Below are 21,649 nucleotides of genomic sequence, written 5' to 3'. Positions count from 1 at the left end.
CCCTCAAATCACGTCCGCGAACCGGTCTTCCGCCCGTCGGAAGTACAGGCACGCGGCCAGGAACATAACGACCGCCGCCGCCGCCGCCACGCCCAGGCCGGCCCACGGCACGGGGCCGCCGACGACGCCGGCCCGGAACGCCTCGATCAGGCTCGTTAACGGGTTCACGGCGAGGAGCAGTTGCACAAACCCGCCCTCGTTGCCGGTCGGCCGCATGTAGATCGTCGGCGTCGCGAACATGCCGAGTTGGATGAAGAACGGCACGACGTACCGCACGTCCCGGTACTCGACGTTCAACGCCGCCAGCCACGTCCCAACGCCCGCGGCCGTCAGGCCGAGGAACGCCGCCACCACCGGCACCAGCACGATCTGCCATCCCGGCGCGACCGGGTAGCCGGCAACGGCGCACCCGATGGCGACCACGGCCAGCAACCCGGACGCGACGACGAAGTCCACGGCCGCCGCGCCGATGGCCGCGAACGGCACGACCAGCCGCGGGAAGTACACCTTCGTCACCAGCCGCTCCGACCCGACGACGCTCGCCGCGGCAGCCGACACGGCCGACGAGAAGAAGAACCACGGCACGACGCCGGCCAGGAAGAACAGCGGCTGCGGAATCGCGTCCCCGGTCGGCACGCCGGCCAGCCGGCCGAAGAACACGGTGAACACGGCCATCATCATCGCCGGCTGCAGCACGGCCCACGCCGCGCCGAGGGCCGTCTGCTTGTACCGCACCTTCACGTCCCGCCACGCGAGGAAGTAGAGCAGCTCGCGGTACCGCCACAGCTCCGCCACGTCGATCCACGCCCACCGGCCGGGTGGGGTGATGGCCGTTCGACGCCGGGGAACGTCCGGCGTCTCGGCCGGCGGCGGCTGCGGCGGGGCTTCCAGGTCGGTCGTCGCGGGCACGTCACTCTCCTCCGAACCGAGCGAACAGGGTCACGAACACCTTCACGCCGATCAGCCCGGCCACGCCGAGGATCGCCAGCCGCTTTAGCAGCCGGGCGTCCACGCGATACCAATCCGGCGGATCCCCCTCGGCGACGTTCAGGTACGCCGTGGCCAAGCCGAGGACGAGGGCCGTCGGCACGACGTAGTTCCGGGACAGCGACAGCATCCCCACGACGTAGCCGACGGCCATCGCGAACAGGAACGCCGGCAGCCCCGGTTCTAGCCGGGCCGCGTCGCGGAGGGCCAGCGCCGCGACCGCGAACACGCCGAGGAACACGGTCCCGCCGACGAGGCCGGTTTCCACGTAGGCGTGGACGAACGAGTTGTGCGCCACCTGCGGCAGTTCCTCGGCGTACTCGCCGGGGCCGATGCCGGTGACGGGGTTCATGTTGAACAGCAGTTCCAGCCCGTCGGACCAGAGGCGGATGCGCTCCTGGCCGGTCCCCTCGCCGAGGGTGATGTTCGTCTGCCGCCCGGCGAACACGGCCGCCGCCGCCGGAAGAAGCACGAGCAGCAATAGCAGCCCCTTCTTCGTGCCGTACCGCATCACGACGAACGCGACGGCGGCCGCCCCGAGGCCGAGCATCCCGCCGCGGGACTTCGTCAACGTGAAAGCGTACAAGAACGCGCCGATCGGCGCGAGCCAGCACAGCCGGGCCAACAGGTTCGGCGTCTCGAACCCGCGGTACAGGGCGCACACGATCCCGATGCCGAGGGCGAGGCAGAGGTCGTTCGGGTCGTTGAAGATGCCGGTCCCCCGCAGCCGCGGGTAGCTGATGACCTCGCCGTCGTCGTTCACGTCCGCCTGCTCGACCGGGGCGAGGGCCTCCCAGTCGATGTACCCGTGGTGCTGCATCAGCGCGAGCGCGGACACGCCGAGAACGAGGGCGACCAGCCACCCGAGGTAGGCGTCCAGCTTCCGCCGGGTGTCCAGTACGGCGACCAGCAGCAGGTAGAAGAGGACGACCTTGCCGAACTCGCCGGCGAACTCTTCGGCCATCGCGGTGCGGCCGCGCATTAGGTGGGAAAGCACGCCGGTGGCGAGCAGGCCGAAGACCCCGAGCGTGACCGGCTGCCACCGGAGGTCGGCGGGGGAGAGTTGGCGGAGGACGCCCGGCGCGGCGAGGACTAGCCCCGCCGCGATGGACAGGAGGTACAGCCGCGTCCCCGCCAGTTCGGGGAACAGTTCCTCCGGCCGGAGGAACAGCACGGCGGTGAGCAGGGCGAGCGAGGCGTAGCTCATGCGGCCCCTTCGCCCGCCGGGTTCGGAAGGCCGAGGACGCGGGCCACCCGCGTGCCGGGCACTTTGAACAGGTGCAACACCGTGCCGACCAGGATGCGGAACTCCAGCCACGGGCCGAACCCGGCCACGTACCGCAGGTCCGTCGCCACCTTCCGGCGGACGCTGTCGAGGTCCGTGTCCGGCGGTAGGAGGACTTGCGCGAAGCCGGTGACGCCCGGCTTGACCCGGTGGCGGTCGTCGTAATTCGGGATCGACTCGGCCAGGCTGCCGGCGATCTCCGGCCGCTCCGGCCGCGGGCCGACGAGGCTCATGTCTCCGCGGAGGACGTTCCAGAGCTGCGGCAGTTCGTCGATGTGCGACGCCCGGAGGAGCCGGCCGACCGGCGTGACCCGCTTGTCGCCCGGCGTGGACCACCGGATGCCGGACTTCGCCTCGCACTTGTCGTACATACTCCGCAGCTTCCAGATGGTGAACCGCCGGCCGTTCACCCCGACCCGGACCTGCGAGTAGAACGCGGGACCGGCCGACGTGGCGCGGACGGCGGCCGCGGCGAGCAGGACGACCGGGAGCGTCAGGACCAGCAGCGTGAAAGCCACGGCGTAATCGAACGCGGACTTCCACCACGCGAGCGACCCGTCCGCGGCCGGCACGACGGCCGGGCGGACGGCCGGCATCACGACCGTGTCGAGGGCAGACATCACGGCCGTGTCGAGCGGGATGCTCCCGCCTCCCCCGTCCAGCCGCAAGGCCGGGGGCACGGGTATCAAATTAACCGCGGAACTCATGTCTCGACTCCTCGTCATCCGTGGTGTCACTTCTGGGTTTGTTGGAGAGGTCAAGGGGAGGCCGGCGGTGTTTCGGCCAGGGCGCGATCCAAGGCGGGCAAGGCAAGGCCGAGGAAATCGGCCGCCGGGTCGGGGCGGCCGGGGGGGCCGGTCCGGTCTGTCAGGGCGTAGACCTTGTACAGCACGCCGGCGCGGGCGAACGCCATCCGCGGCCGGTCCGGGGCGTGCCAGCCGGGGTGCGTCGTCCGCCACGCCCAGCGGACGGTTAGCGCCTCCGGCACGGCGGCGGCCGGCTTCGTCATCGTCGCCGCCCACACGTTCGCGTCCGTCCCAGGGATCGGCTCGCGGGCCGGGGCCGTGGTCATCGCGTACCCGCTGGCCTGGTAGCACACGTCCGGCGTGTGGACGGAGAGCGGCCCGGACCGGCCGCACACGACGAACAGCGTCACCGCCCGCCGCCCGGCCGGGTGGCGGTAGACCCGCAGCAGGTGGCCGTCCACGCCGGCGCGGGCGACCTCCTCGGCGTCCAGCGGCAGGTCCTCGCCGACCCACGGGCCGATCGTTTTGGGTACGTCGGCCAGCCTCGCGACGGCCGCTGCCCGGTCCGGGGACCGGCCCCAGCGGTCGGTGTAGACGCCGTGCGCGGCCCCGGCCGCGACGACGGCGACGAGGAACCCGGCCAGCGGCAGGTGCGGCTTCACGCTCATACGGAGACCCTCACCTCGCTACCGCCGTTCTCCGGCGACGCGACCAGGGGGATCAGCGCGTCGGTGGAGGAGACCGTCTGGCCGACGGTCACGGGCTGCGACGGCGTGTACCGGTACAGCACCTGGGCCGCCCCGCTGAGGACGACGCCGAGGACGTTCGCCCCGACGGCCGCGAGCCGCTTCTGCGCCTCGGCCACGTTCTGCAACTGGCTCACGTCCCGGAGGACGGACATGACGACGCCGTCCACGTTCTTGGCCATCGCCAGCCCGTCCGCGACAGGCAGCAGCGGAGTCGAATCGACGACGACGTACTCGTGCGAGTCGGCCAACTGAGACAGCGCCGACTTCCAGCCGCCGGAGCAGACGGACCGGGACGCGTGCTGGTCCCACCGGCCGGCCGGGAGGAACGACAGGCCGGGCATCCCGGTGTCCAGGACCGCCGGCTGCATCGGGAACTCGCCGCGGAGGAATTCCGCCAGCCCCGGCCCGGCGGGCAGCCCGAGCCGGACGTGAAGCTCCGGCCGCCGCATGTCGCCGTCCACCAGGGCCGTCTTGTGCCCGGCCTGTGCCAAGCTAATGGCGAGTTGCAGCGCGACCGACGACTTCCCCTCGCCGGACATGGCGCTGACGACGAGGACCGTCCGGATCGGCGTCCCGGCCACGTCCTTGTTGAGCATGACCAACCGGGTGGCGGTCAACGACTCGGACAGCGCGACCTGCCAGTCCGGCGGGTTGTCGGCGACCGGTCGGCCCGCGGTCGCCGGGATGCGCGGCAACATGCCGACGATCGGCAGGCCGAGCCGGGTTTCCACGCACGCCGCCCCGACGACCCGCGGGTCGCGGACGACGCGGAGGAAGTTGAACCCGACGCCGAGCGCCAGCACGCCGACGAAGGCCATCCCGGCGTACCGGACGCGGCGGTAGCCCTCGATGCCGGGAACCGTGGTCGGCGGCTCCAACAGTTCTGCCCGCGACGGCGTGTCGAGTTCCACCCGGATCGCCTCGACCCGGCTGGCGAGCATCTGGGCCACCTTCTGCTTCTCGGCGATCTTGTCCTGCCGCTCGGCGATGTCGAACTGCCCGCCGTCGAGCGCCTTGACCTTTTTCAGTTGCGCCTCGGCGTCCACGGCCAGGACCTTCTCGTACTCGCGGAGGACGGCGAGCTGCTGGTTAATCCCGGCCACGGCCGCCTTGTCCGCCTCGGCGTTCTGCTGCTTGACGGCCGCGGCCGTGTCCGCCCGGACCTGGGCCGTCGCCTTCTCCAGGTCCTTCTGAACGGCGGCCAGTTCCTCCTCGGCCTTCTTCGTGTACTGCGCGACCGCGGCCGCCGCGAGCCGCTCCTTCTGTCGGGCGATCTGGTCCACGAGCGCCTTCCGGGCGGTAGTCAGCCGCTGCACCTCCGGGTCGGCCTTGAGGGCCAACTGGACGAGGGACTCGGCCGCGGTCGCCGAAGTCGCGGTGCTGCGGGCCTGGGCGGCCTTCAAGTCGATGTCCAGCCGGCGGATCTGGGCCTGCACGTCGAACAGTTGCTTCTGCGTCATCCAGTGCCGCTCGTCCGCGATCTTCTGCTTGGTCGCAATGACCGTCGGGTCGGCCGCGCCGACCGACTCCTGGAAGTTTCGGATGTCCCGCTGTTGGTTCGCGAGCTCCTCGGTGTAGGCGGCGAGCGTCTTCTCCGCGAGTTGCTTCTCCTTCCGCTTCAGGCTCCCCTCCTTGTGCCGCACGTCGTCCGTGTAGGCCGTGCCGATGGACCCGAGGACGGTTTCCAGTTGGTCCGCGTCGTCCCCCTCGATCGCCACCCGCATGAACTCCGGCCCCTGCCGGAAGTCCACCCGGACCTGGTTTTCCAGCCAGTTGAGCGGGTCGGACCGGTCACGGAGCATCGGCAGGTCGGCGACGCCCGGCTTCTTGAGCGCCTCGTTCAGTACGACCCGGCTCTTAACGGCGGTGGCCTGCCGCTGCCGGTACATGTTGAAATCGGTCCGATCACTGCCGACGGGCGTGATGAGGGTGTTAGGGGCGGCGGAGATTTGGAACGTCATGTACCCGGTCAACCGGGGCAGCGGCAGGAACGTCCACACTGCGGCGGCGGCAGCGGCGGCCAGCAGGACGGTCACGGCCGTCGTCCGCGGGTAGCGGTAGATCGCCGCCCAGAGGCCGCCGAGGTCCACGTTCGACCCGCCGGGTTGCGGCCGCGGGCGGGCGGGGCGTGCCGCCGCGTCGGTCGGCGCGAGGGCCGCGGACGGACGGCGGGGGAGTCGGTTCTTCGGGGAACGTGCCACGGTCAAACTCCTAACGGGCCGGCGGCCGGCCGCGCGACAATCAATCGGTTCAACACCCAGATTTCCAGCGCGATCAAGCCGGCGGCGACCGGCATCATGACCCACCCGGCGGCGTCGTGGATCACGACCATCGCCGCCTTGTCCGGCGTCCGGTCCGCGAAGACGCCGGTGGCGAGCAGCCGCAGGACGTTCACCGCCACCGCGATCGCCGGGGCGCTCAGTACGACGACAACCCGCTTCCAGGTTTCCATGCGGACCAACAGTGCGGCCGCCGTGGTCAGGGCGAAGAACGTCAGCATCATGCCGAGGCCGCTGCACGCCTCGATGACGCCGAGCCGCGCGCCGTTCTCCAGCACGACAACGTTCCCTTCCGGGACGGCCGGGATGCCGAGGGTCTGGAGGCCGAACGTCGTGGCCGTCGTCCCGAGCCTTTGGAGGCGGCCGCCGAGCGCCATTTGGAGCTGGTACGGCAGCGGGGCCATGAACAGCAAGAACGCGACGGCCGGCCACGCCCACCGCACGCCGTTCCGCCCGCCCCAACACGCGACCAGGCCGAGCAAGGTCACGGGCAGCGAGATCGCCTCGAACCACGGGAAGAAGAAAACCGCCCCGGCGGCCCAGACCGCGAACCCGACGACGGCGATCGACAGCCCCCAGTTCGCGGGGGCCGGCGGCCGCCCGGCGAGCCTGGCCCGACGGTCCCAGAGCAGGTACGCGGCGATGAGCGGGATGATCCACCCGTGCGAGAGCTGCGGGTCGTTCGCCCAGCGGTCGGCCATCTGGGTCAAAACCGGCCAGTACGCCCAGACCACGGCCGCCACGCCGAGGACGGCGAGGGGCGTGCGTGGACCGCTTCGCCGGTCGGCGAGGGGGGCGACCGGCGAGGCGGTCGGCGGCGGGTCCAGGAGGGCAGTCTTCCCCATCGGGGTCCAATCCTCGGGCGTGGTCGTTAGCGGCGCAGGGCCGATTTCAGTAGGTCGTACTCGGGCCGTTCGAGCGGGTGCAGGTCCGCTGCCGTGAAGCCGTCGCGGTGGGCCAGCGCCCATTCGGTCGCGGCTTTCAGCTTGTCCCCGGCCGCGAGGTGTGCGGCCGCCAGGTGGTAGCGGACCACCGACCCGCCGCCGGTCGCGACGGCGTCGGCCAGCGCCTCGACGGCGGCCGCCGGTTCCTTCCGCGCCAGTTGCACGTACCCTTCCGTGTCGGACACGTCCGGCGACGGGCCGACGGCGTCCTCGGCTTGCCTCAGAAGCGCGAGCGCGTCGTCGTGCTTCTGCCCCCGTGCGGCCGCCAGGAATGCGAGGTTATTCGCCGCGACCGCGACGACGGCCAGTTCCGGCTTCGTGTCGATCACTCGGCGGAACAACTTCGCCGCCTCGTCGTACTTCCCGCGGAAATCGGCGAGGAGCGCCTGTTGAAGCAGAACCTTCGGCTCGCCGGGGGCACGGCGAGCGGCCTCGGCCACCAGTTCGTCGGCCGCCGGGTCGTCCGCCCCGGCGCGGCGGCCGCCGTGGAGGACGTTCACCGCGGCCCGCGCCAGCGCCGCGGGCGGGATCGTGTCCCGCTTCTCCCGGAGGGATGCTACGGCGTCGGCCACCTTCCCCCGGCGGGCCAGGAACTCGGCGCGGAGAATCAAGCCCGTCGGGTGGGGCGCGGCGGCCGCGATCCGCGCGACGAGCGGTTCCGCCTTGTCGCCGAGGCCGAGGTCTTCCATCACCGGGAGTATTGCCGTCGCCCGGTCGCCGGGCCGGTCGGCGTACTTCAGCAACACGTCCGCGGCGGCGTCCCGGCGGTCGTCGGCGACGGCGAGCCGGGCCGTCAACTCGACCGTCGGCCGCGAGTCGGCGTCGAGCGTTTGCAACTTTTCGACCAGCGGCCGGGCGGCGTCGGCGTCGTTCGCCTTCAGCAGCCACCGGGCGTAGACCGCGAGATACGTCGGGTTCTCGCCGTTGGCCGCCACGAGCGCCGCGAACCGGCGGCGGGCCTTCGGCCGGTCGTCGATCGTGGCGTACAGTTGCGCGAGCAGGAACTGCTCCTCCGCGCCGAGCGGGCTGCGGCCCTCGACCCGTTCCAGTAGGGCCGCGGCTTCCGCCTTTTGCTTCCGGTTCGGCTGCGCCCCGAGGACGACGGCGCGGGCCTTCAGCGCCTCGACCGACTCGTCCGTGGCGTCGAGTACCTTTAGCGCCTCCGCGGCCGTTTTCTGGTTCGGCTGGGCCGCGAGGCTGATGGCGTACAGCCGGCGGGCGGCGGCCACGTCCGCGGCGGACTGCTTCGGCAAGGCGACGGCCCGCTTGAACAGGTCGGCCGCCTCCGCCGCGCGGCCGGCGCGGAGGGCGAACCGGCCGGCGTCCCGCAGTACGGCCGCGTCCGTCGGCTTCTCCTTCGCGAGGTCGCGGTACAAGTCGGCGGCCCGATCCGGACGGCCGAGCGATTCGTAACACGCGGCCAGCGCGGCGGGACGGTCGGTGGGAGTGATCCGCTTCGCGGCGGTCGCGGTCGTCTCTTCCGCCTCCGCCGGCCGGCCGGTCGCGACGAGGTAGCCGACGAGCGCGACCCACGGGGCCGGCTGTTCGGGAGCAACATCGATCGCCCGGCGGAACGGCTTCGCCGCGCCGTCCCGGTCGCCGGCGAGGAACCGGACTTGCCCCAGCCACACGAGCGCCGCCGCGTCCTTCGAGTCCTCCGGCACGGTGTCGGCCGCCAACTTCGCGGCGCGGCTCAGATCGCGAGAGGCGAGCGCGGCCTCTGCCGCCGCCCGCCCGCCGGTCCCCGGCAAGTCGCGGAGTAGTTGGTTCACCTCGGCGAACCGCTTCTGGGCCGTGAGAAGTTCCGTCAGCCGGCGGACCACGGCGGCGTCGCGGACGCCGAGTTCGACCGCCCGCCGGTACGCGGCCGTTGCCCCGGCCGTGTCCCCCTGGAGGTCGCGGACGGCGGCCAGCGCCAGCGGGATGCGGTTCCAGTGCGGCCGCGCCGGCTCGGCTTCGCCGAGCAGTTCGCCGGCCCGCCGCAGGTCGGCCGCGCGGTCGTCGCCGGCCGGCTTCGCCTCGGCGTCCTTCAACAGCAGAATGGCTTCCGACATCTTCGCGGACGTGCCGCCGAACTCGTCGAGCTTGCGGACCTCGGCGAGCAGCGCGACGGCCTTCGCCCGGTCGGCCCGAACGGCCCGCTCGAACCGGGCGAGCAGCACGCCGAGGTCGGTCGGCGCGGCGGCCGCGGCACGGTCGAGCAACTCGACCGCGACCGCGGGTTTGTTCTCCGGCACGAGGTCGGACAGCCCGACGAGCAGCCGCACGCGGTCGGCCGGCTTGAACTTCTCGGCCCCCGTCGCGAGGGCGAGGAAGTCGGCGGCCGGCAAGTTTGCGCGGACCAACCGTAGGTCCACGCGGTCGCCGACCTTCGGGTTCTTCTCGGCGGAATCGAGCCACCGCGCGGCCGCGGCCGGGTCACCGGCTCGAAGTTCCAGCGCCGCGAGCGCGAGGTACGGCTCCGCCGCGTCCGGGTAGGCGTCCCGCACGGCTAGCACGTCGGCCCGCACTTTCGCCGGATCGACCGACTCGGCGACGGCATGCTTGAGATCGACCTTGAGGAGGTCGCGCTCGGCCGTCGGCGGGGCGGCCTCCAGCGCGGCGGTGACGCGGGAGAACTCGCGGGCGACCGGCGGCCGGCGGCGCTGCTCGGCGAGCAAGAGTCGGGCGAGCGGGACCTTCGCGTCCGCGTACCGGGCGGCCAGGTTCTCGTACACTTCGGCGGCGTCGGCCGTCCGGCCGAGGTCCAACAGCGACGCGGCGAGCTTCGCGCGGGCAGGCATCCACAACGGGTCGGCCGGATCGACCGGCAGGGCCTCCCGCAGCGCGGCCTGTCGGCGGTCCGGCTGGCCGAGTTGCTCGAAGCACTCGCCCAGGAAGTATCGGGCCTCCCGTGCCAAGTCCGGGTTCGCGGCGAGGTCCGGCAGGGCCGCCTCACACGTCCGGGCGGCGGCCGGCCAATCGCCCTGGGCCGCCAACACCCGCGCCCGGCGGTAGCCGATCAATCCCTCGGGATGCTTCAATTCGCGGAGCCGGTCGATTTGCGCCTCGGCGTCGGGAAGCCGGCCGGCGCGGGTGAACGTTTCGGCCAACTGACCCACCAGCCCGGCGGAATTCGGGTATGCGTCCAGCCCGCGGGTCAGCCACGTTTCCGCCTCGTCGAACCGCCCGGCGTCGAGGGCCACGGCGGCCCGCGTGTGGTACAACTTCGCGATCCGCTCCCGCTGCCGCTCGACCTCGGCCCGGCCTTCGAGCGTCGCCGCGGCCGCGGGGAGCTTCGCGACCGCGATCCCGCCCTCGAGTAACTTCGCCGCTTCCGCGGCGGCGGCCCGCGCCGCGGCCGGGTCGTGCTTCCGCTCGGCTTCCCTGCTGCGGGCGATCGCGAGGTCGGCCGCGGCCTGCACGGTAGCGAGGTCGGTCGGCGTCAGCGCGAGGGCGGCGGCCACGGCGGCCGCGTGCTTCTTCTCGGCCGTCGGCCGCTCGGCCGCGGAGCCGGACCGGGTGACTTCCTTCCAATAGGTGGCCGCGGCCAGTTGCGCGTCGGCGGCGCGGGGATCGCGGTCGGTCATCTTTGCGACCAAGACATCGGCCTCGCGGGGCCGGCCGAGGCGGCCGCGGAGGACGCCGGCCAGCCGCGCGGCGGCCGGGACGTGGGCTGCGTTCAGCTTCACCGCGGCCCGGTAGTCGGCTTCCGCGGCCGGGAAGCTCTCGGCCAGTTCGTGGCACTTCCCACGGCTGAAGTACAGTTCAGCCTCGGGCGGGTGCGCGGCGATCAGCGCCGTGTAGTGTTCGGTCGCGCCGGGGAGCGTGTCCGTGCCGAGCGTCGTGCCGAGGGCCGCGGCCCGTCGCCGGAGGTCGTCGCGGGCGGGGTCTTCGCGGACCGCCTGATCGAGTACGAGGAGTGCCTGGAAGAGGCCGTCGGCGTCCGTCGCGGTGTCGGCCAACAACAGCCCGAACCGGCCGCGGGCGGCGGTGTCGGCGGGGGAGTGGACGAGGTACCGGCGGAGGTAGGTCGCGGCGGCCGCCTTGTCGCCGTCGCGTTCGAGGGCGTCGGCCCGCGCCAGGTAGAGGCCGGCCTGCTTGCCCGCCTGACGGCGGTGCGCCGCCCAGACGCCGCCGACGATCGCTCCGAGGAGGGTCAGCAGCGCGAGCAGGAATCGGACGTTCAACGTGTGGCGGCGCATGGTGTCGGTCGTGGGGATGATCTGCCCCGGCGTGGGTCGCACGGCCGGGGCAAGGGGGTTGTTGTTACGCGGCCGGACCGGCGGCCGGGGCGGATTGCCCCTTCCGTCGGAACGCGCGGAGGGCGAACCCGAACGCCGGGACGCCGATCCCACAGAGCAATAGCGCCGGCGGGGCCGGAATGGGGGTGACGGCCCCGATGTACGAGGTCACCGAGAACTGGCCGCTCCCGCCGGCCGGGAGGTTGATCGTCACGAGCTGGTCGAGGGTGTAAATCCCGTCCGGCTTCGGCGTCATGGCCTCGAACATCTGGGTCAGCATCGGGCTGCCGTTGACCGACACGGAGTTCCCGCCCGGAATGCTGCTGGTGGCCGTCGTCGTCACCAGCGGCGTTCCCGGCGCACTCGCGAAGGGGACGATCGAGGTGTGAATTACCCCGATGTTCCCCTGCGTCCCCGGCGGGAGGGTGAACTCGTCGTTCCGGATGCGGATCACGTACGTCCCGGCCGGGACGTACCCCGTGGTGCTGGACGGCGTCGACAGTGCGGCCTTGATCTGGAACGTCGTCCCGATCGAGGCGAACGTCGGGAACTGCTCCCGGCTCGATGAAATCGTGAGCCGGCCGTCGTCCGACGCGGTACTCCCGGACTGGAACGTGATGGCGTCCGGGAAACCGGCCGTCGTCGTGCCGGTCGTCGGCCCGGTGTACCCGGCCGGTGCCGACTCGATCGTCAGGGTAAAGGCGGCGCTCGCCGCCCCGGGGGTCAGGGTGGCGCACACGGCCACCGCGATCCCCCACAAGAGTCTTCGCATGATGCTCCTCATGTTGGCGGACTAAAGATAACGGAAGCTCATACCGGATGAAGCTTCCCGCCAGGGGCCGTCCGGCCGTTCGCGATCCTGGTCGGTCGTTCGCCGCCCGGGGACAATACCCGAGCGGCCAGTTCCCACGCCGTCACGTAGCTGTACCGAAATGCCGGGTCGCGGTCGGCCCGTTCGCGCAGGGCCTCATGAAACCGTACCGCCGGCTCGCCGAACAGAACCGGCATGTTCGATTCCTCCGCCCCGTGCGTGTGTAGTTTCGCGGCAAGTGTCCTCACGCCACTGTCCGGGATTTCCACACCCGCCCGCACCCAGTTATCAATTCGTTCACCCGTCGGCGGCTGGCTGCCCTGCAGGCAACCGTTCTCGATCCGCGGCAAGAGGCCGAACTTCGGCCGCGTCCAGTCCAGCACGAGCGGCCCCGGAATCATCAGCAGCGCCCCCGGCGGCTTCGGCCCGGCCGGAACCGGAACACCGGTGTCGTGGCTCTTCCGCTTGCCGGGCCGGCCGACCGCCCAGTAGAGCTGGTTGATCGTCCGCGTCTGCGTTTCGCTCGGCGCGGACGGCAACGTGAAGTCCGCGTAGCACCCGGTTTCCACCAGCACGGACAACTCGTTGTCCACGCCGCAGTGCCGGCCGTCGGCGCGGCAGTTGTCGAGCGCCCAATTCCCATGAATGAAACCGTACACGACCTCCCCCGTCCGCGGGTCGCGGCGGAGAAGGCCGTGGCGCTCGTGCAGGGTCGTCTTGAAGTCGATCAACGTCCTCCGCAGGTTCTCGGCCGTGTCCTCGTCGTGGTGGAGGTGGATTTCCACGTCCCCGTACCCGGCCCGGCACAGACCGGCGAGCGCGTCCAGGTATTCCGGCTCGTACTCCTCGGCCGGGTAGAAGAACGTGTGTTGCGGCGGCCGGCCGGCGCTGTCCCGGAACCGGTCGAGCTGCTTCGGGTACTCCTCGACCCACCGCCGCACCCGCTCGGCCGCGACCGCCGCCGGGACGCCGCCCCGCTTCGGCTCGAAGTGGTCGCACACGCAGATCAGCAGGTGAACCGGCTCGCCCGGCTTCGGCGTGCGCCGCCGGCCGACGGACGCGGCGTAGGAGGGCAGCCACCGGTGGAGGCCCTTCCGCCGCAACCCGGCCCACCCCCCGGCCGCGACGGCCAACGGGGTGAGCGCGAACAACCATTCCGGTCCCATGGGCAACACCAACCCTCGAATTACGTTTCGACGACCGCGAGCGCACTCGCCGCCGCCGGCTCGGCGACCGGCCGCTCGGTCCGCTGCCAGGTTCCCGTGTTGAACCCGCGGACCCACCGCAGGAACCCGACGAACAGCGCGGCGTTCATCAGCACGAACATCGACGGCAACCGAAGGACCTTCAGCGCCCGCGGCCTCGCCGGCAGCGGCAGCCGCCGCCCGGCCACGGCCAGGGCGTAGAACGCGACTTGTGCGATCAGTAACCCGGCGAAGAACGGCTGGCGGGCCAGCGCCAGGTTCGCCAGGAACGCGGCGAGCAGGAAGAACGGCCCGAGCCAGCGGAGGACTTTGTGCGACGCGAACGTCAGCGCCACCCACCCGTTCGCCGGGTTGAGTAGGCCGCGGAGCAGCACGATGCTCTGGAACCCGCCGGCCCCGATCCGGGCGCGGCGGCGGAACTCGGCCGCCAGGTCCGGCGCGGTCTCTTCCCGCGCCACCGCCTCGCGGTCATAGACGATCCGCCCGCCGGATTGGATTTTCGCGAGCATCGGCAAGACGAAGTCGTCCACCAGCGTGTTCGGCGGCAGCGGCACGAACGCCGGCTTGCGGAGGGCGTAGATCGCCCCGTTCGAGCCGAGCAGCGCGCCGAGCCGGCTCTCGCACAGCTTCAGGAACGTCTCGTACTTCCAATACAGACCGTCCGCGTTCGTCCCGGTCGCCCGGTCGGTGAGCACGAGCTTGCCGCACACGGCGCACACGTCCGGGTCGAGGAACCACGCGGCCAACTTCCGGGCCGCGTCCGGCTCGGTGTGCGTGTTCGCGTCCGAGAGCATGACCACGTCGCCGGTCGCCTCCGGGATGGCGTCGTTCAGCACGGCCGCCTTGCCCCGGTTCCGGTGGAACGCGAGCAACCGGACCCGCGGGTCGTCGAAGCCCCGGACGATGGCGTTCGTCCGGTCGGTCGAACCGTCGGACGCGACGATCACCTCGAACCGGTCGGCCGGGTAGTCGCTCGCCAGCGCGTTGGCGACCCGCGGCCCGATCTCCGCCTCCTCGTTGTGCGCGGCGATGACCAGCGACACGAACGGCAGGTCGTCGTCCGCCGCGGCCGGGCGGACGGGCTTGCGGCCGAACAGCCGGGACAACACCCAAATCAAGGCCGGGTAGACCGCGTAGGCGTACCCGACCGCCGCGAGGCTCGCGGCGAGGACCAACGGCAACAACCATTCGGACGTAGTCATCCCTCGGCTCCTGGTGCAAATCCTTCAGCGGGGGCGAGGTGCTGAGCGTGGGGGGTGGTTCGGTCCGCCGACCCGTTTAAGACGGACGCGCGGGAAAGATGGATGGGCGCAATCGCAGTATTCGTGCCTTCAATTGCCGTTGTCCTGACACCGCGTGAAGTCACTACGCGCGCGGGGATGCCGACGACCGTGGCGCCGGCCGGAACGTCGTGGACGACGACCGCGTTCGCCCCGACCTTCGCCCCGGCCCCGATGGTCACCGGGCCGACGACCTTAGCCCCGGCCCCGAGGAACACGCCGTCGCCGATTACCGGCGACTGCCGCTTTTCCGCACCGATGGTGACTTGGTGCTCGATAACGACGTTCGCGCCGCCGCGGACCGCGCCGTTGATAACCACGCCGTTCGCGTGGACGAGCACGAGGCCGGGGCCGAACTCCGCCCCGCGGCCGATGACGCACCCGCAGCACGCGGAGTTGATTCGGTTGAACAGCATCTCAAGCGGCGCGAGCCGCCACCGCCGCGCGGCTTGCATCAGCCGGTACCACACCATCGCCGGCGTGCCGTCCGTCAGGAGAGTGCGAAGAATCGCCCGGCGGCTCGTACTCTCGTACAGCCAGGCGGCCTTCGCGCGGAGGTCGGTCCGAAGGTCGGCGAACAGTCGGAAGCGAGGGCGGTTCATCGGACGCCCTTCCGAGAAATCGCGTTCTCAAAGTGCGTCCGGATTTCCTGCAACCGGGCCGACCAACTCTCTGTAGCCATCCCACGACTTCGCTCGGCCCTCACACCGGGTTGAGCGAGCGCCTTCTCAACGGTGGTAGCGAACTGCGCGTTTCCGTCGGCGACCGCGCAACAACCGAGGACCTCGACCTCCGGGATCCGCGTCGAGACGACCGGCAGCCCGGCCGCGAGATATTCACGAGCTTTCAAGGGGTTCGCGTTCAGCGTGACCTCCGTGACCGGGAACGGGATCACGGCCACGTCGAACCCCTTGCAGTAGGCGGGCAAGGAGGAATACGGCTTCCGACCGAGCAAGTGGACGTTCGGCTCCGCGGCGAGCAACGACACGTCCATCGTCGCCTTGCCGAGCATCACGAGCGAGCCGTGCCGGAAGTGGCGGGCGAGGTGGACGAGCAACGGCACGTCCACCCAGTCCTCGGCGATCAGCCCGAAGTAGCCGATGACCGGCCGCGGCAACCGCGCGATCTCGTCGGGGACGACGGTGGCCGCGTCGAGCGCCGTGCGGAAGTGCCGGTAATCCACGCCGTGCCGCACGAGCACGGCCTGGGCGTGCGGCGGCCGTTTCGCGTGTAAGAGCTTCTCCGCGGACACGACGACGAGGTCGGCCTTCGCGATCACGTCCCGCTCGACGGCCGCGAGTTGTTCCCGGTTCACTCCGCGGAACGCCGTGTACTCGTCCACGCAGTAATAGATGATGCGGTCCTCGCCGAGCGTCCCGGCGACGGCCCCGGCGGCGGGGTTGAAGACCCAGTTGATCGGCTTGCGGAAGCGGAGGTCGCGCATCGCCCGGCGGACCTGCCACCGCAGAAACTTAGCGTTGAACGCACGCACCGCCGGGAAGCCCCACGCCGGGACGACGAGCGGGTTGAGGACGAAGATGTTCGGCTCGACTTCACGCACGGGCGCGGCCGCCGCCTTCAGCTTCTGCACGACGCGGCGGAGGTCGTTCTTGCTACCGAGCGACGGCGTGCGGTAGCCGATGGAGTTCACCCAGAGGATGCGGTTGTCGCGGGCCAGTTCCCGCATCAGGTGCGTTTTCGAGAGAGGATCGCCGGTCCAGTCGTGGCTGAAGCAGATCATGTCTCGGCCGGTTAAGGGCAGGGCGTCCGTTGCCCGCGGCCGAGAAAGTGTCGAACTTGTCAAGCGGTGGCCTCGTGTATGCAGTCACGGGTGACCACTTACGCAGCCGGTGCGCCGGTTTTGTAAATTTTTCCATTCTTTTTTGGCATGAACATAAGGCGGTCATGCATTCCTTGAGCGTCGCCCACGTGTGCCTCTCGCTCGATGTCGGGGGCTTGGAACGGCTAATCCTCGGTTTGACGCAGGCAGGCGCGAACGAAGGTCACCGCGTCCGCGTGCTCTGCCTCGAACGGCCGGGCGAACTGGCGAATGAAGTCGTTTCGGCGGGTGGCCGCGTCGAGTGTCTCGAGAAGCGGGCGGGGTTTCGACCGCGCACCGTCGTGCGCATGGCCCGACTGCTCGCGAACGACTTGCCGGACGTGGTCCACACGCACCAGATCGGGGCGCTCTTTTACGCCGGCCCGGCGGCGGCTCTCGCAGGCGTCGGGGCGGTCGTCCACACGGAACACGGCAACCATTTGAGCGGCCGCCGCGGCGACGCCGGGAAGTCGCGTGCGCGAATGTTGTGGTCGGCGGCCGCGCACTGGGCCGACCGGTTCGCGTGCGTGTCGGCCGACATCGCGACCGCGGCCGCGGCGCGTGGGGGAATTCCGCGACGCAAGCTACTCGTTGTGCCGAACGGCGTGGACACGGAACCGGACGTGACGCGGGAAGACGTGGCGGCGCTGCGACGCGAGTTCGATCTGCCGGAAGGAACGCCGGTCGTCGGAACCGTCGGCCGGCTCGCGGCGGTGAAGCGGCAGGACGTGCTGATTCGCGCGTTCGCCGAGCTGCGTCCGCGATACCCGACGGCCCGGTTGCTGCTCGTCGGCGACGGTCCGGAGCGAGGGAAGCTGGAGGCGTTGACGCGCGACCTGCGGCTTGCCGGGGCCGTGCTGTTCGCGGGCCAGCGGTCGCGGCCGGAGCCGTTCTACCGGCTGATGTCCGCGTTCGCCCTGACGAGTAGCAGCGAGGGGATGCCGGTATCGTTGCTGGAAGCGTGGGCCGCCGGCGTGCCGGCCGTGTGTACGGCCGTCGGCGGGCTGCCGGAGATGATCGCGGAGAGAAAGACCGGGTTCCTCGTCCCGCCGAATGACCCCGCGGCCGTGGCGGACTCGCTGGACCGCATTCTGTCAAACCCGCCGCTCGCGGCGGCCGTCGGCGGAGCGGGGCGGAACGAAGTCCGCGCCCGTTACAGCCGCGCGGCCACGTTCCGAAAATACGTCGACCTCTATCAATCGCTCCTCGCCAAAGGAAAGCCGTGCGGGTTCTCGCGCTGACCAACCTCTACCCGACGCCGGCGCAGCCACACCGCGCGCCGTTCAACCGCCACCAACTCCGGCTCCTGGGCGAGCGACACGCGGTCCGCGTGATCGCGCCGATCCCCTGGACCGACGAAGCCCGTGCGCTCCGGCAGGGCAAGCCGCGGGCGCGGCGGGTCGAGCGCGACGGGCTGACCGTGGACCACCCGATCTACTGGTTCCCGCCGCAGGTCGCGCGGTCGCGGTACGGGCACTGCTTCGCGTGGTCGGCGAAGCGAACCTTCCGCCGGGTTGTCGGAGAGTTCCGCCCCGACATCGTGTTCGCGCCGTGGGCGTACCCGGACGGGTGGGCGGCGGTAAGACTCGGCCGCGCCGCCGGGCTGCCGGTCGTGTTACAGGTCCACGGGTCGGACGTGCGGCTGCTGGACGCCTACCCGGCCCGGCGGAAGCCGACGGCGGAGGCACTCGTCGCGGCTGACGGCGTCGTCGCGGTCAGCCGCGATCTCGCGGACCGCGTCATTGCGCTCGGCGCGGCCTCGGACCGCGTCCGCGTCATCCTCGACGGCGTCGATCCCGCCATCTTTCATCCCGGTTCAAAGGCCGAGGCCCGCGAGCGCGTCGGCGTGCCGCCCGGCGACCCGGTCGTGTTGTTCGTCGGCAACCTCGTCCCGGTGAAGGCGGTGGACGTGCTGCTCGACGCCCTCGGCCGCTTGAATGCGGACGGCATGAAGTTCCGCTTGATGCTCGCCGGCTCCGGCCCGCTCCGCGGCGCGCTGGAAGCCCAGGCGAGGCAACTCGGCCTCGCGGAGAAGGTGACGTTCCTCGGGTCGCGGCCGCAGGACGAACTGGCGGACTGGTATCGCTCCGCGGACCTGTTCGTGCTGCCGAGCCACAGCGAGGGGACGCCGAACGTGCTGCTGGAGGCGTCCGCGTGCGGGACGCCGTGGGTCGCCTCGAACGTCGGCGGCATCCCGGACATCGCCTCGCGCGGGGCGAGCCGGCTCGTCCCGCCCGGCGACCCAGTCGCACTCGCGACCGCCATCGGACAATCCCTAAACGAACCACCGCCCCGGCCCGCCCTTCCCACGAAGGCGCGGACCGAGGCGGTCGCGGAGTTGGAACAGTTCTTACTCGAAGTCCTGGGCAGACATCAGCCCCAGACCTTCACGTCGCCGAACGATGCGGTGTTGGTCCCTAGGCCCACGACGGCCGACCCGCCGTTGAGCGCCGCCCGGCCGGCCCGGTAGCCCCACCCGGTTTGCGTGAACATCCAGCCGGTCGGCTCGGCCTGGCCGTCCGCCCACACCTTCGCGCGGAGCGTACCGTCCGCCTCCTGCCGGAGCTTGAACCGGTACGACGCGCCGACCTGCCAGTTGAACGTGAAGGCGTTCCCCCACGCGACCCGGTCGTTCAGGAACTGGACGGTGTTGTTGTCCCGGAAGACGAGGTTGTAGCCCAACCCGTTGGCATCCGTCCCGACGCCGACGCCGGCGCGGGCGTACATGCCGGCGGTCCACGCATCGACCCGGACGCGGGCCTCGATCTCGTTCGCCGCGCCGGCCGCGAGGCCGGTGACGACCGCCTTCTTCTCCGGGGCCGCGAGCAGCGACGTTTGCCCCAGCGTGCCGTTCGTCACGCCCCAGCTGCCGCCGTTGGTCGTCCACGCCCCGCCGAGCGTCGAGCCGGAGAAGCTGTCGGTGAACAGCGGCGTCGCAATCACATTGTCGGCCGTCACGTCGTCGAACGAGACGGTCGCCGCCCCGCCGTCGCGGTTGGACGAGCCGTTGAGCGCCGGACTGCCGCCCGTGCGGTCGGCCCACCCGGACTGCGCGAACATCCAGCCCGCCGGCTCGGCCTGTCCGGCCGCCCACACCTTGCCGCGGAGCGTGCCGTCGGCCTCGGCCCGGAGTCGGAACTTGTACCAGACGCCGGCCTGCCAGTTGAAGGAGTACGCGTTCCCCCACGCGACCTTGTCGTTGAGGAACTGCACCTGCCCGCCGCTCCGGAACACGAGGTTGTAGCCCTCTCCGGCGGCGTTCGTCCGGACGCCGACGCCGGCCCGCGGGTACAGCCCGCCGGACCAACTGTCCACCCGCACGGACGCGGTGACCTCCTGCGCGGCCGACCAGGTCCGACCGCCGACGATGGCCTTGAACGGGTCGCCGACCGCGGTGGTGGTCTGCCGGAGCACGCCGCCGGACTGGACCCACGACCCGTTGACGAACGACCATGCGGGAGACGGGGTCGCGGCCGAGAAGTCGTCGGCGAACGCCGTCCCCGTCGCCGGGGCGGACGGCGCGGTCGGCGGCGGCGAAACCGGCGGGACGGTCGCGGCGACGAGTTGTTCCAGCCGCACCGCGTCCGCGATCACGTTCCCGTTCGCCAGCCCGTCCACCTCGACCGTGATCGCCGACCCGGCCGGCCGCACGGCGGTCGCCAGGTCCTTCCACGCCGCGCCGTCGGACCGGAGGTCGTTCGGGGCGAGTTGCTGGTTGACCGTGGCCGTCGTGAGCGACGTGCCGTTGGCGTCGAGGACGCGGAACGTCGCGTTCGTCGCCCGGTTCGCGGTCGGTGCCCACGTCGTCGAGAGGCGGTACGTCCCGCCGGGCGTGACCGGGATCGTCCACCGGGCCGCGGCCCCGGCCGTGCCGGTCGTCCGGTAGCGGGTGTCGGCCATGTACCACGTCCCGTCCCCGCGGGCCGTCTGCCACCCGGTCCCGGTCGTCGAGAATTCCGGTTGGCCGTCGTCGACCACCCGGACCGTCGCCGGCGGCGAAGCCGGCGGGGAAACCGCCGGCGATTCGTAGGCCCCGGCGTCGGCGGCCGCGCCCTGCACCCGCGGCGCGCCGGTGATGTCCGTCGGGGCGAGGTTCGTGGCCCCGCCCACGTCGATGGCGATGCTGCCGGGCCTCAGCCGGAAGTCGCCGTTGGCCGGGTCCACGAACAACTGCGTCGGGTCGGCGAACCCGACCGACTGCGTGTCCAGCCCGGTCCCGGTCCGCCACGCCGCGAGGCCGCCCCACACGCCGTCCGTGATGAGGAACTCCTCGACCGCGTTGTTGTTGCTGACCGTCCCGGCCAAGCTGTCGCCGGAAATACGGATCGACCCGGTGTTCGGGTTGCTGGTGTAGAAGATGTTGTTCGCGACCGTGTTCCCGGTGCTGTAGTCGTTCAGCGCCAGCGCCCACCGGCCGTTCGTTAGCGTCTCCGTGTTGTTCACCAGCACGGTGTTGTTCTCGATCTCGTTGCTCCGCGACGGCCCCGCCCCGTCCTGCCAGAACAGGGCGATCCCGGTGGCCATCGCGTTGTAGATCAGGTTGTTCCGGACGACCGAGTCCTCGACGCCGTCCAGGTTGATCGACGCCCCGCCGATCCGCCCGTTGCCGTGGATGACGTTCTTCTCGATGACGGCGTTCGAGATGATCCCGTCCCCGCCCTGGCTCTCGTCGGCGTTCAACTGGATGCCGCTGGCCGCGTTCCCCCACACGAGGTTGTTCCGGACGACCGGCCGGTCGGCGCTGTTCGACACGTAAATGCCGTGCTGCCGCAGGGACCGCGACGTTTCGTTGTTCTCGACGAGCAGGTCGGAACTGAACCCGGTGAAGATGCCCCAGTCGCCGTTGTTGTCGGCCCGGTTGTTGCGGAACGTGACGAACTGGTCGTTCACCGCCCGCAGCCCGGCCCGCGGCTGGTTGACGACAGTGAACCCGTCCACGGTGACGTGGCTCGCCCCTTCGAGGTTGATGCCGTCGCGGTTGTTCCAGGCGTTCGGCTGGTTGATGACGACCGATCCCTTCGCCGCGGCCGGGTCGATCTTGAACGTCACCTGGGCGGCGGCCGTGCCGCTGCGGGTCAAGTTGAACCCGCGGTACGTCCCGGCCCGGACGACGACGGTGTCGCCGGGGTTCACGACGTTGGCGGCGGCCTGGATCGTCAGGAGGGGGAAGTCGGCAGAGCCGGGGTTCACGTCCGAGCCGGTCGGCGCGACGTACAGTGTGGCGGGGACTTCACGGGCTTCCAAGGGTTGGAGCGAAAGCGACGGACGGGGCGAAGGGGCATCGTTCATGCGTAGTCAATCCAAGAGATTCAAGGGTGTGA

The 21,649-nt window shown here is 71.2% G+C and carries 15 protein-coding genes; 2 read left to right on the top strand and 13 right to left on the bottom strand.

Going from position 1 to position 21,649, the window contains the following annotated elements; translation table 11 throughout:
- Positions 1-3 precede the first annotated feature (3 nt).
- The 12 genes from AC5JJ2_RS20515 to AC5JJ2_RS20460 all read right to left on the bottom strand — a co-directional run bounded on the left by AC5JJ2_RS20515 (position 4) and on the right by AC5JJ2_RS20460 (position 16,250).
- Positions 4-909, bottom strand: coding sequence for an ABC transporter permease (locus AC5JJ2_RS20515; protein ID WP_495859894.1), 906 nt, complete (start codon positions 907-909; stop codon positions 4-6).
- A 1-nt stretch (position 910) separates the two neighbouring features.
- Positions 911-2,194: an O-antigen ligase family protein gene (locus AC5JJ2_RS20510; protein WP_495859893.1), complete on the bottom strand. Its 1,284-nt coding sequence runs from the start codon at positions 2,192-2,194 to the stop codon at positions 911-913.
- On the bottom strand, positions 2,191-2,979 hold the full coding sequence (locus AC5JJ2_RS20505) for a sugar transferase (protein WP_495859892.1): 789 nt from the start codon (positions 2,977-2,979) through the stop codon (positions 2,191-2,193). The genes AC5JJ2_RS20510 and AC5JJ2_RS20505 overlap by 4 nt, the downstream gene beginning before the upstream one ends.
- Positions 2,980-3,029: 50 nt before the next feature.
- Positions 3,030-3,686 carry an exosortase-associated EpsI family protein gene (locus AC5JJ2_RS20500; RefSeq protein WP_495859891.1) on the bottom strand — a complete coding sequence of 219 codons (657 nt, stop codon included), beginning with the start codon at positions 3,684-3,686 and terminating at the stop codon, positions 3,030-3,032.
- Complete coding sequence (locus AC5JJ2_RS20495; protein ID WP_495859890.1) at positions 3,683-5,968, bottom strand: polysaccharide biosynthesis tyrosine autokinase; 2,286 nt, start codon at positions 5,966-5,968, stop codon at positions 3,683-3,685. Before AC5JJ2_RS20495 ends, AC5JJ2_RS20500 begins: the two co-directional genes overlap by 4 nt.
- A 2-nt stretch (positions 5,969-5,970) precedes the next feature.
- Positions 5,971-6,891 (bottom strand): exosortase/archaeosortase family protein, encoded by a 921-nt coding sequence (locus AC5JJ2_RS20490; protein WP_495859889.1) that lies wholly within the window; start codon positions 6,889-6,891, stop codon positions 5,971-5,973.
- 26 nt (positions 6,892-6,917) lie between these two features.
- The gene (locus AC5JJ2_RS20485; protein ID WP_495859888.1) at positions 6,918-11,174 is read right to left on the bottom strand and encodes a tetratricopeptide repeat protein; all 4,257 of its coding nucleotides are present in this window, start codon (positions 11,172-11,174) and stop codon (positions 6,918-6,920) included.
- 64 nt (positions 11,175-11,238) lie between these two features.
- Positions 11,239-11,985, bottom strand: coding sequence for a hypothetical protein (locus tag AC5JJ2_RS20480; RefSeq protein ID WP_495859887.1), 747 nt, complete (start codon positions 11,983-11,985; stop codon positions 11,239-11,241).
- 38 nt (positions 11,986-12,023) lie between these two features.
- Positions 12,024-13,190 carry a hypothetical protein gene (locus AC5JJ2_RS20475; protein WP_495859886.1) on the bottom strand — a complete coding sequence of 389 codons (1,167 nt, stop codon included), beginning with the start codon at positions 13,188-13,190 and terminating at the stop codon, positions 12,024-12,026.
- A gap of 20 nt (positions 13,191-13,210) precedes the next feature.
- Positions 13,211-14,431: a glycosyltransferase family 2 protein gene (locus tag AC5JJ2_RS20470; protein WP_495859885.1), complete on the bottom strand. Its 1,221-nt coding sequence runs from the start codon at positions 14,429-14,431 to the stop codon at positions 13,211-13,213.
- Positions 14,428-15,111 (bottom strand): serine O-acetyltransferase, encoded by a 684-nt coding sequence (locus AC5JJ2_RS20465; RefSeq protein ID WP_495859884.1) that lies wholly within the window; start codon positions 15,109-15,111, stop codon positions 14,428-14,430. Before AC5JJ2_RS20465 ends, AC5JJ2_RS20470 begins: the two co-directional genes overlap by 4 nt.
- Complete coding sequence (locus AC5JJ2_RS20460) at positions 15,108-16,250, bottom strand: glycosyltransferase (RefSeq protein WP_495859883.1); 1,143 nt, start codon at positions 16,248-16,250, stop codon at positions 15,108-15,110. The genes AC5JJ2_RS20465 and AC5JJ2_RS20460 overlap by 4 nt, the downstream gene beginning before the upstream one ends.
- Before the next feature lie 164 nt (positions 16,251-16,414).
- Between AC5JJ2_RS20460 and AC5JJ2_RS20455 the strand changes: the two genes are divergently transcribed.
- Together AC5JJ2_RS20455 and AC5JJ2_RS20450 are read left to right on the top strand one after the other, a co-directional pair.
- On the top strand, positions 16,415-17,569 hold the full coding sequence (locus AC5JJ2_RS20455) for a glycosyltransferase (RefSeq protein WP_495859882.1): 1,155 nt from the start codon (positions 16,415-16,417) through the stop codon (positions 17,567-17,569).
- Complete coding sequence (locus AC5JJ2_RS20450) at positions 17,551-18,798, top strand: glycosyltransferase family 4 protein (RefSeq protein WP_495859881.1); 1,248 nt, start codon at positions 17,551-17,553, stop codon at positions 18,796-18,798. The genes AC5JJ2_RS20455 and AC5JJ2_RS20450 overlap by 19 nt, the downstream gene beginning before the upstream one ends.
- Here the strand turns inward: AC5JJ2_RS20450 and AC5JJ2_RS20445 are convergent.
- Positions 18,702-21,617, bottom strand: coding sequence for a right-handed parallel beta-helix repeat-containing protein (locus AC5JJ2_RS20445; RefSeq protein WP_495859880.1), 2,916 nt, complete (start codon positions 21,615-21,617; stop codon positions 18,702-18,704). The two genes, AC5JJ2_RS20450 and AC5JJ2_RS20445, sit on opposite strands and share 97 nt — an antisense overlap.
- Between the last annotated feature and the right edge of the window lie 32 nt (positions 21,618-21,649).

The sequence above is a fragment of the Limnoglobus sp. genome, assembly GCF_059499385.1.
Note: the sequence above shows the minus strand (reverse complement) of the source record. Positions and strands in the feature narration are given on the sequence as shown.

Excerpts from the sequence above, each read along its gene's own strand:
- AC5JJ2_RS20510 (WP_495859893.1), bottom strand. The coding sequence starts at position 2,194 with ATGAGCTACGCCTCGCTCGCCCTGCTCACCGCCGTGCTGTTCCTCCGG.
- AC5JJ2_RS20505 (WP_495859892.1), bottom strand. The coding sequence starts at position 2,979 with ATGAGTTCCGCGGTTAATTTGATACCCGTGCCCCCGGCCTTGCGGCTG.
- AC5JJ2_RS20500 (WP_495859891.1), bottom strand. The coding sequence starts at position 3,686 with ATGAGCGTGAAGCCGCACCTGCCGCTGGCCGGGTTCCTCGTCGCCGTC.
- AC5JJ2_RS20490 (WP_495859889.1), bottom strand. The coding sequence starts at position 6,891 with ATGGGGAAGACTGCCCTCCTGGACCCGCCGCCGACCGCCTCGCCGGTC.
- AC5JJ2_RS20485 (WP_495859888.1), bottom strand. The coding sequence starts at position 11,174 with ATGCGCCGCCACACGTTGAACGTCCGATTCCTGCTCGCGCTGCTGACC.
- AC5JJ2_RS20480 (WP_495859887.1), bottom strand. The coding sequence starts at position 11,985 with ATGCGAAGACTCTTGTGGGGGATCGCGGTGGCCGTGTGCGCCACCCTG.
- AC5JJ2_RS20475 (WP_495859886.1), bottom strand. The coding sequence starts at position 13,190 with ATGGGACCGGAATGGTTGTTCGCGCTCACCCCGTTGGCCGTCGCGGCC.
- AC5JJ2_RS20470 (WP_495859885.1), bottom strand. The coding sequence starts at position 14,431 with ATGACTACGTCCGAATGGTTGTTGCCGTTGGTCCTCGCCGCGAGCCTC.
- AC5JJ2_RS20465 (WP_495859884.1), bottom strand. The coding sequence starts at position 15,111 with ATGAACCGCCCTCGCTTCCGACTGTTCGCCGACCTTCGGACCGACCTC.
- AC5JJ2_RS20460 (WP_495859883.1), bottom strand. The coding sequence starts at position 16,250 with ATGATCTGCTTCAGCCACGACTGGACCGGCGATCCTCTCTCGAAAACG.
- AC5JJ2_RS20455 (WP_495859882.1), top strand. The coding sequence starts at position 16,415 with ATGCATTCCTTGAGCGTCGCCCACGTGTGCCTCTCGCTCGATGTCGGG.
- AC5JJ2_RS20445 (WP_495859880.1), bottom strand. The coding sequence starts at position 21,617 with ATGAACGATGCCCCTTCGCCCCGTCCGTCGCTTTCGCTCCAACCCTTG.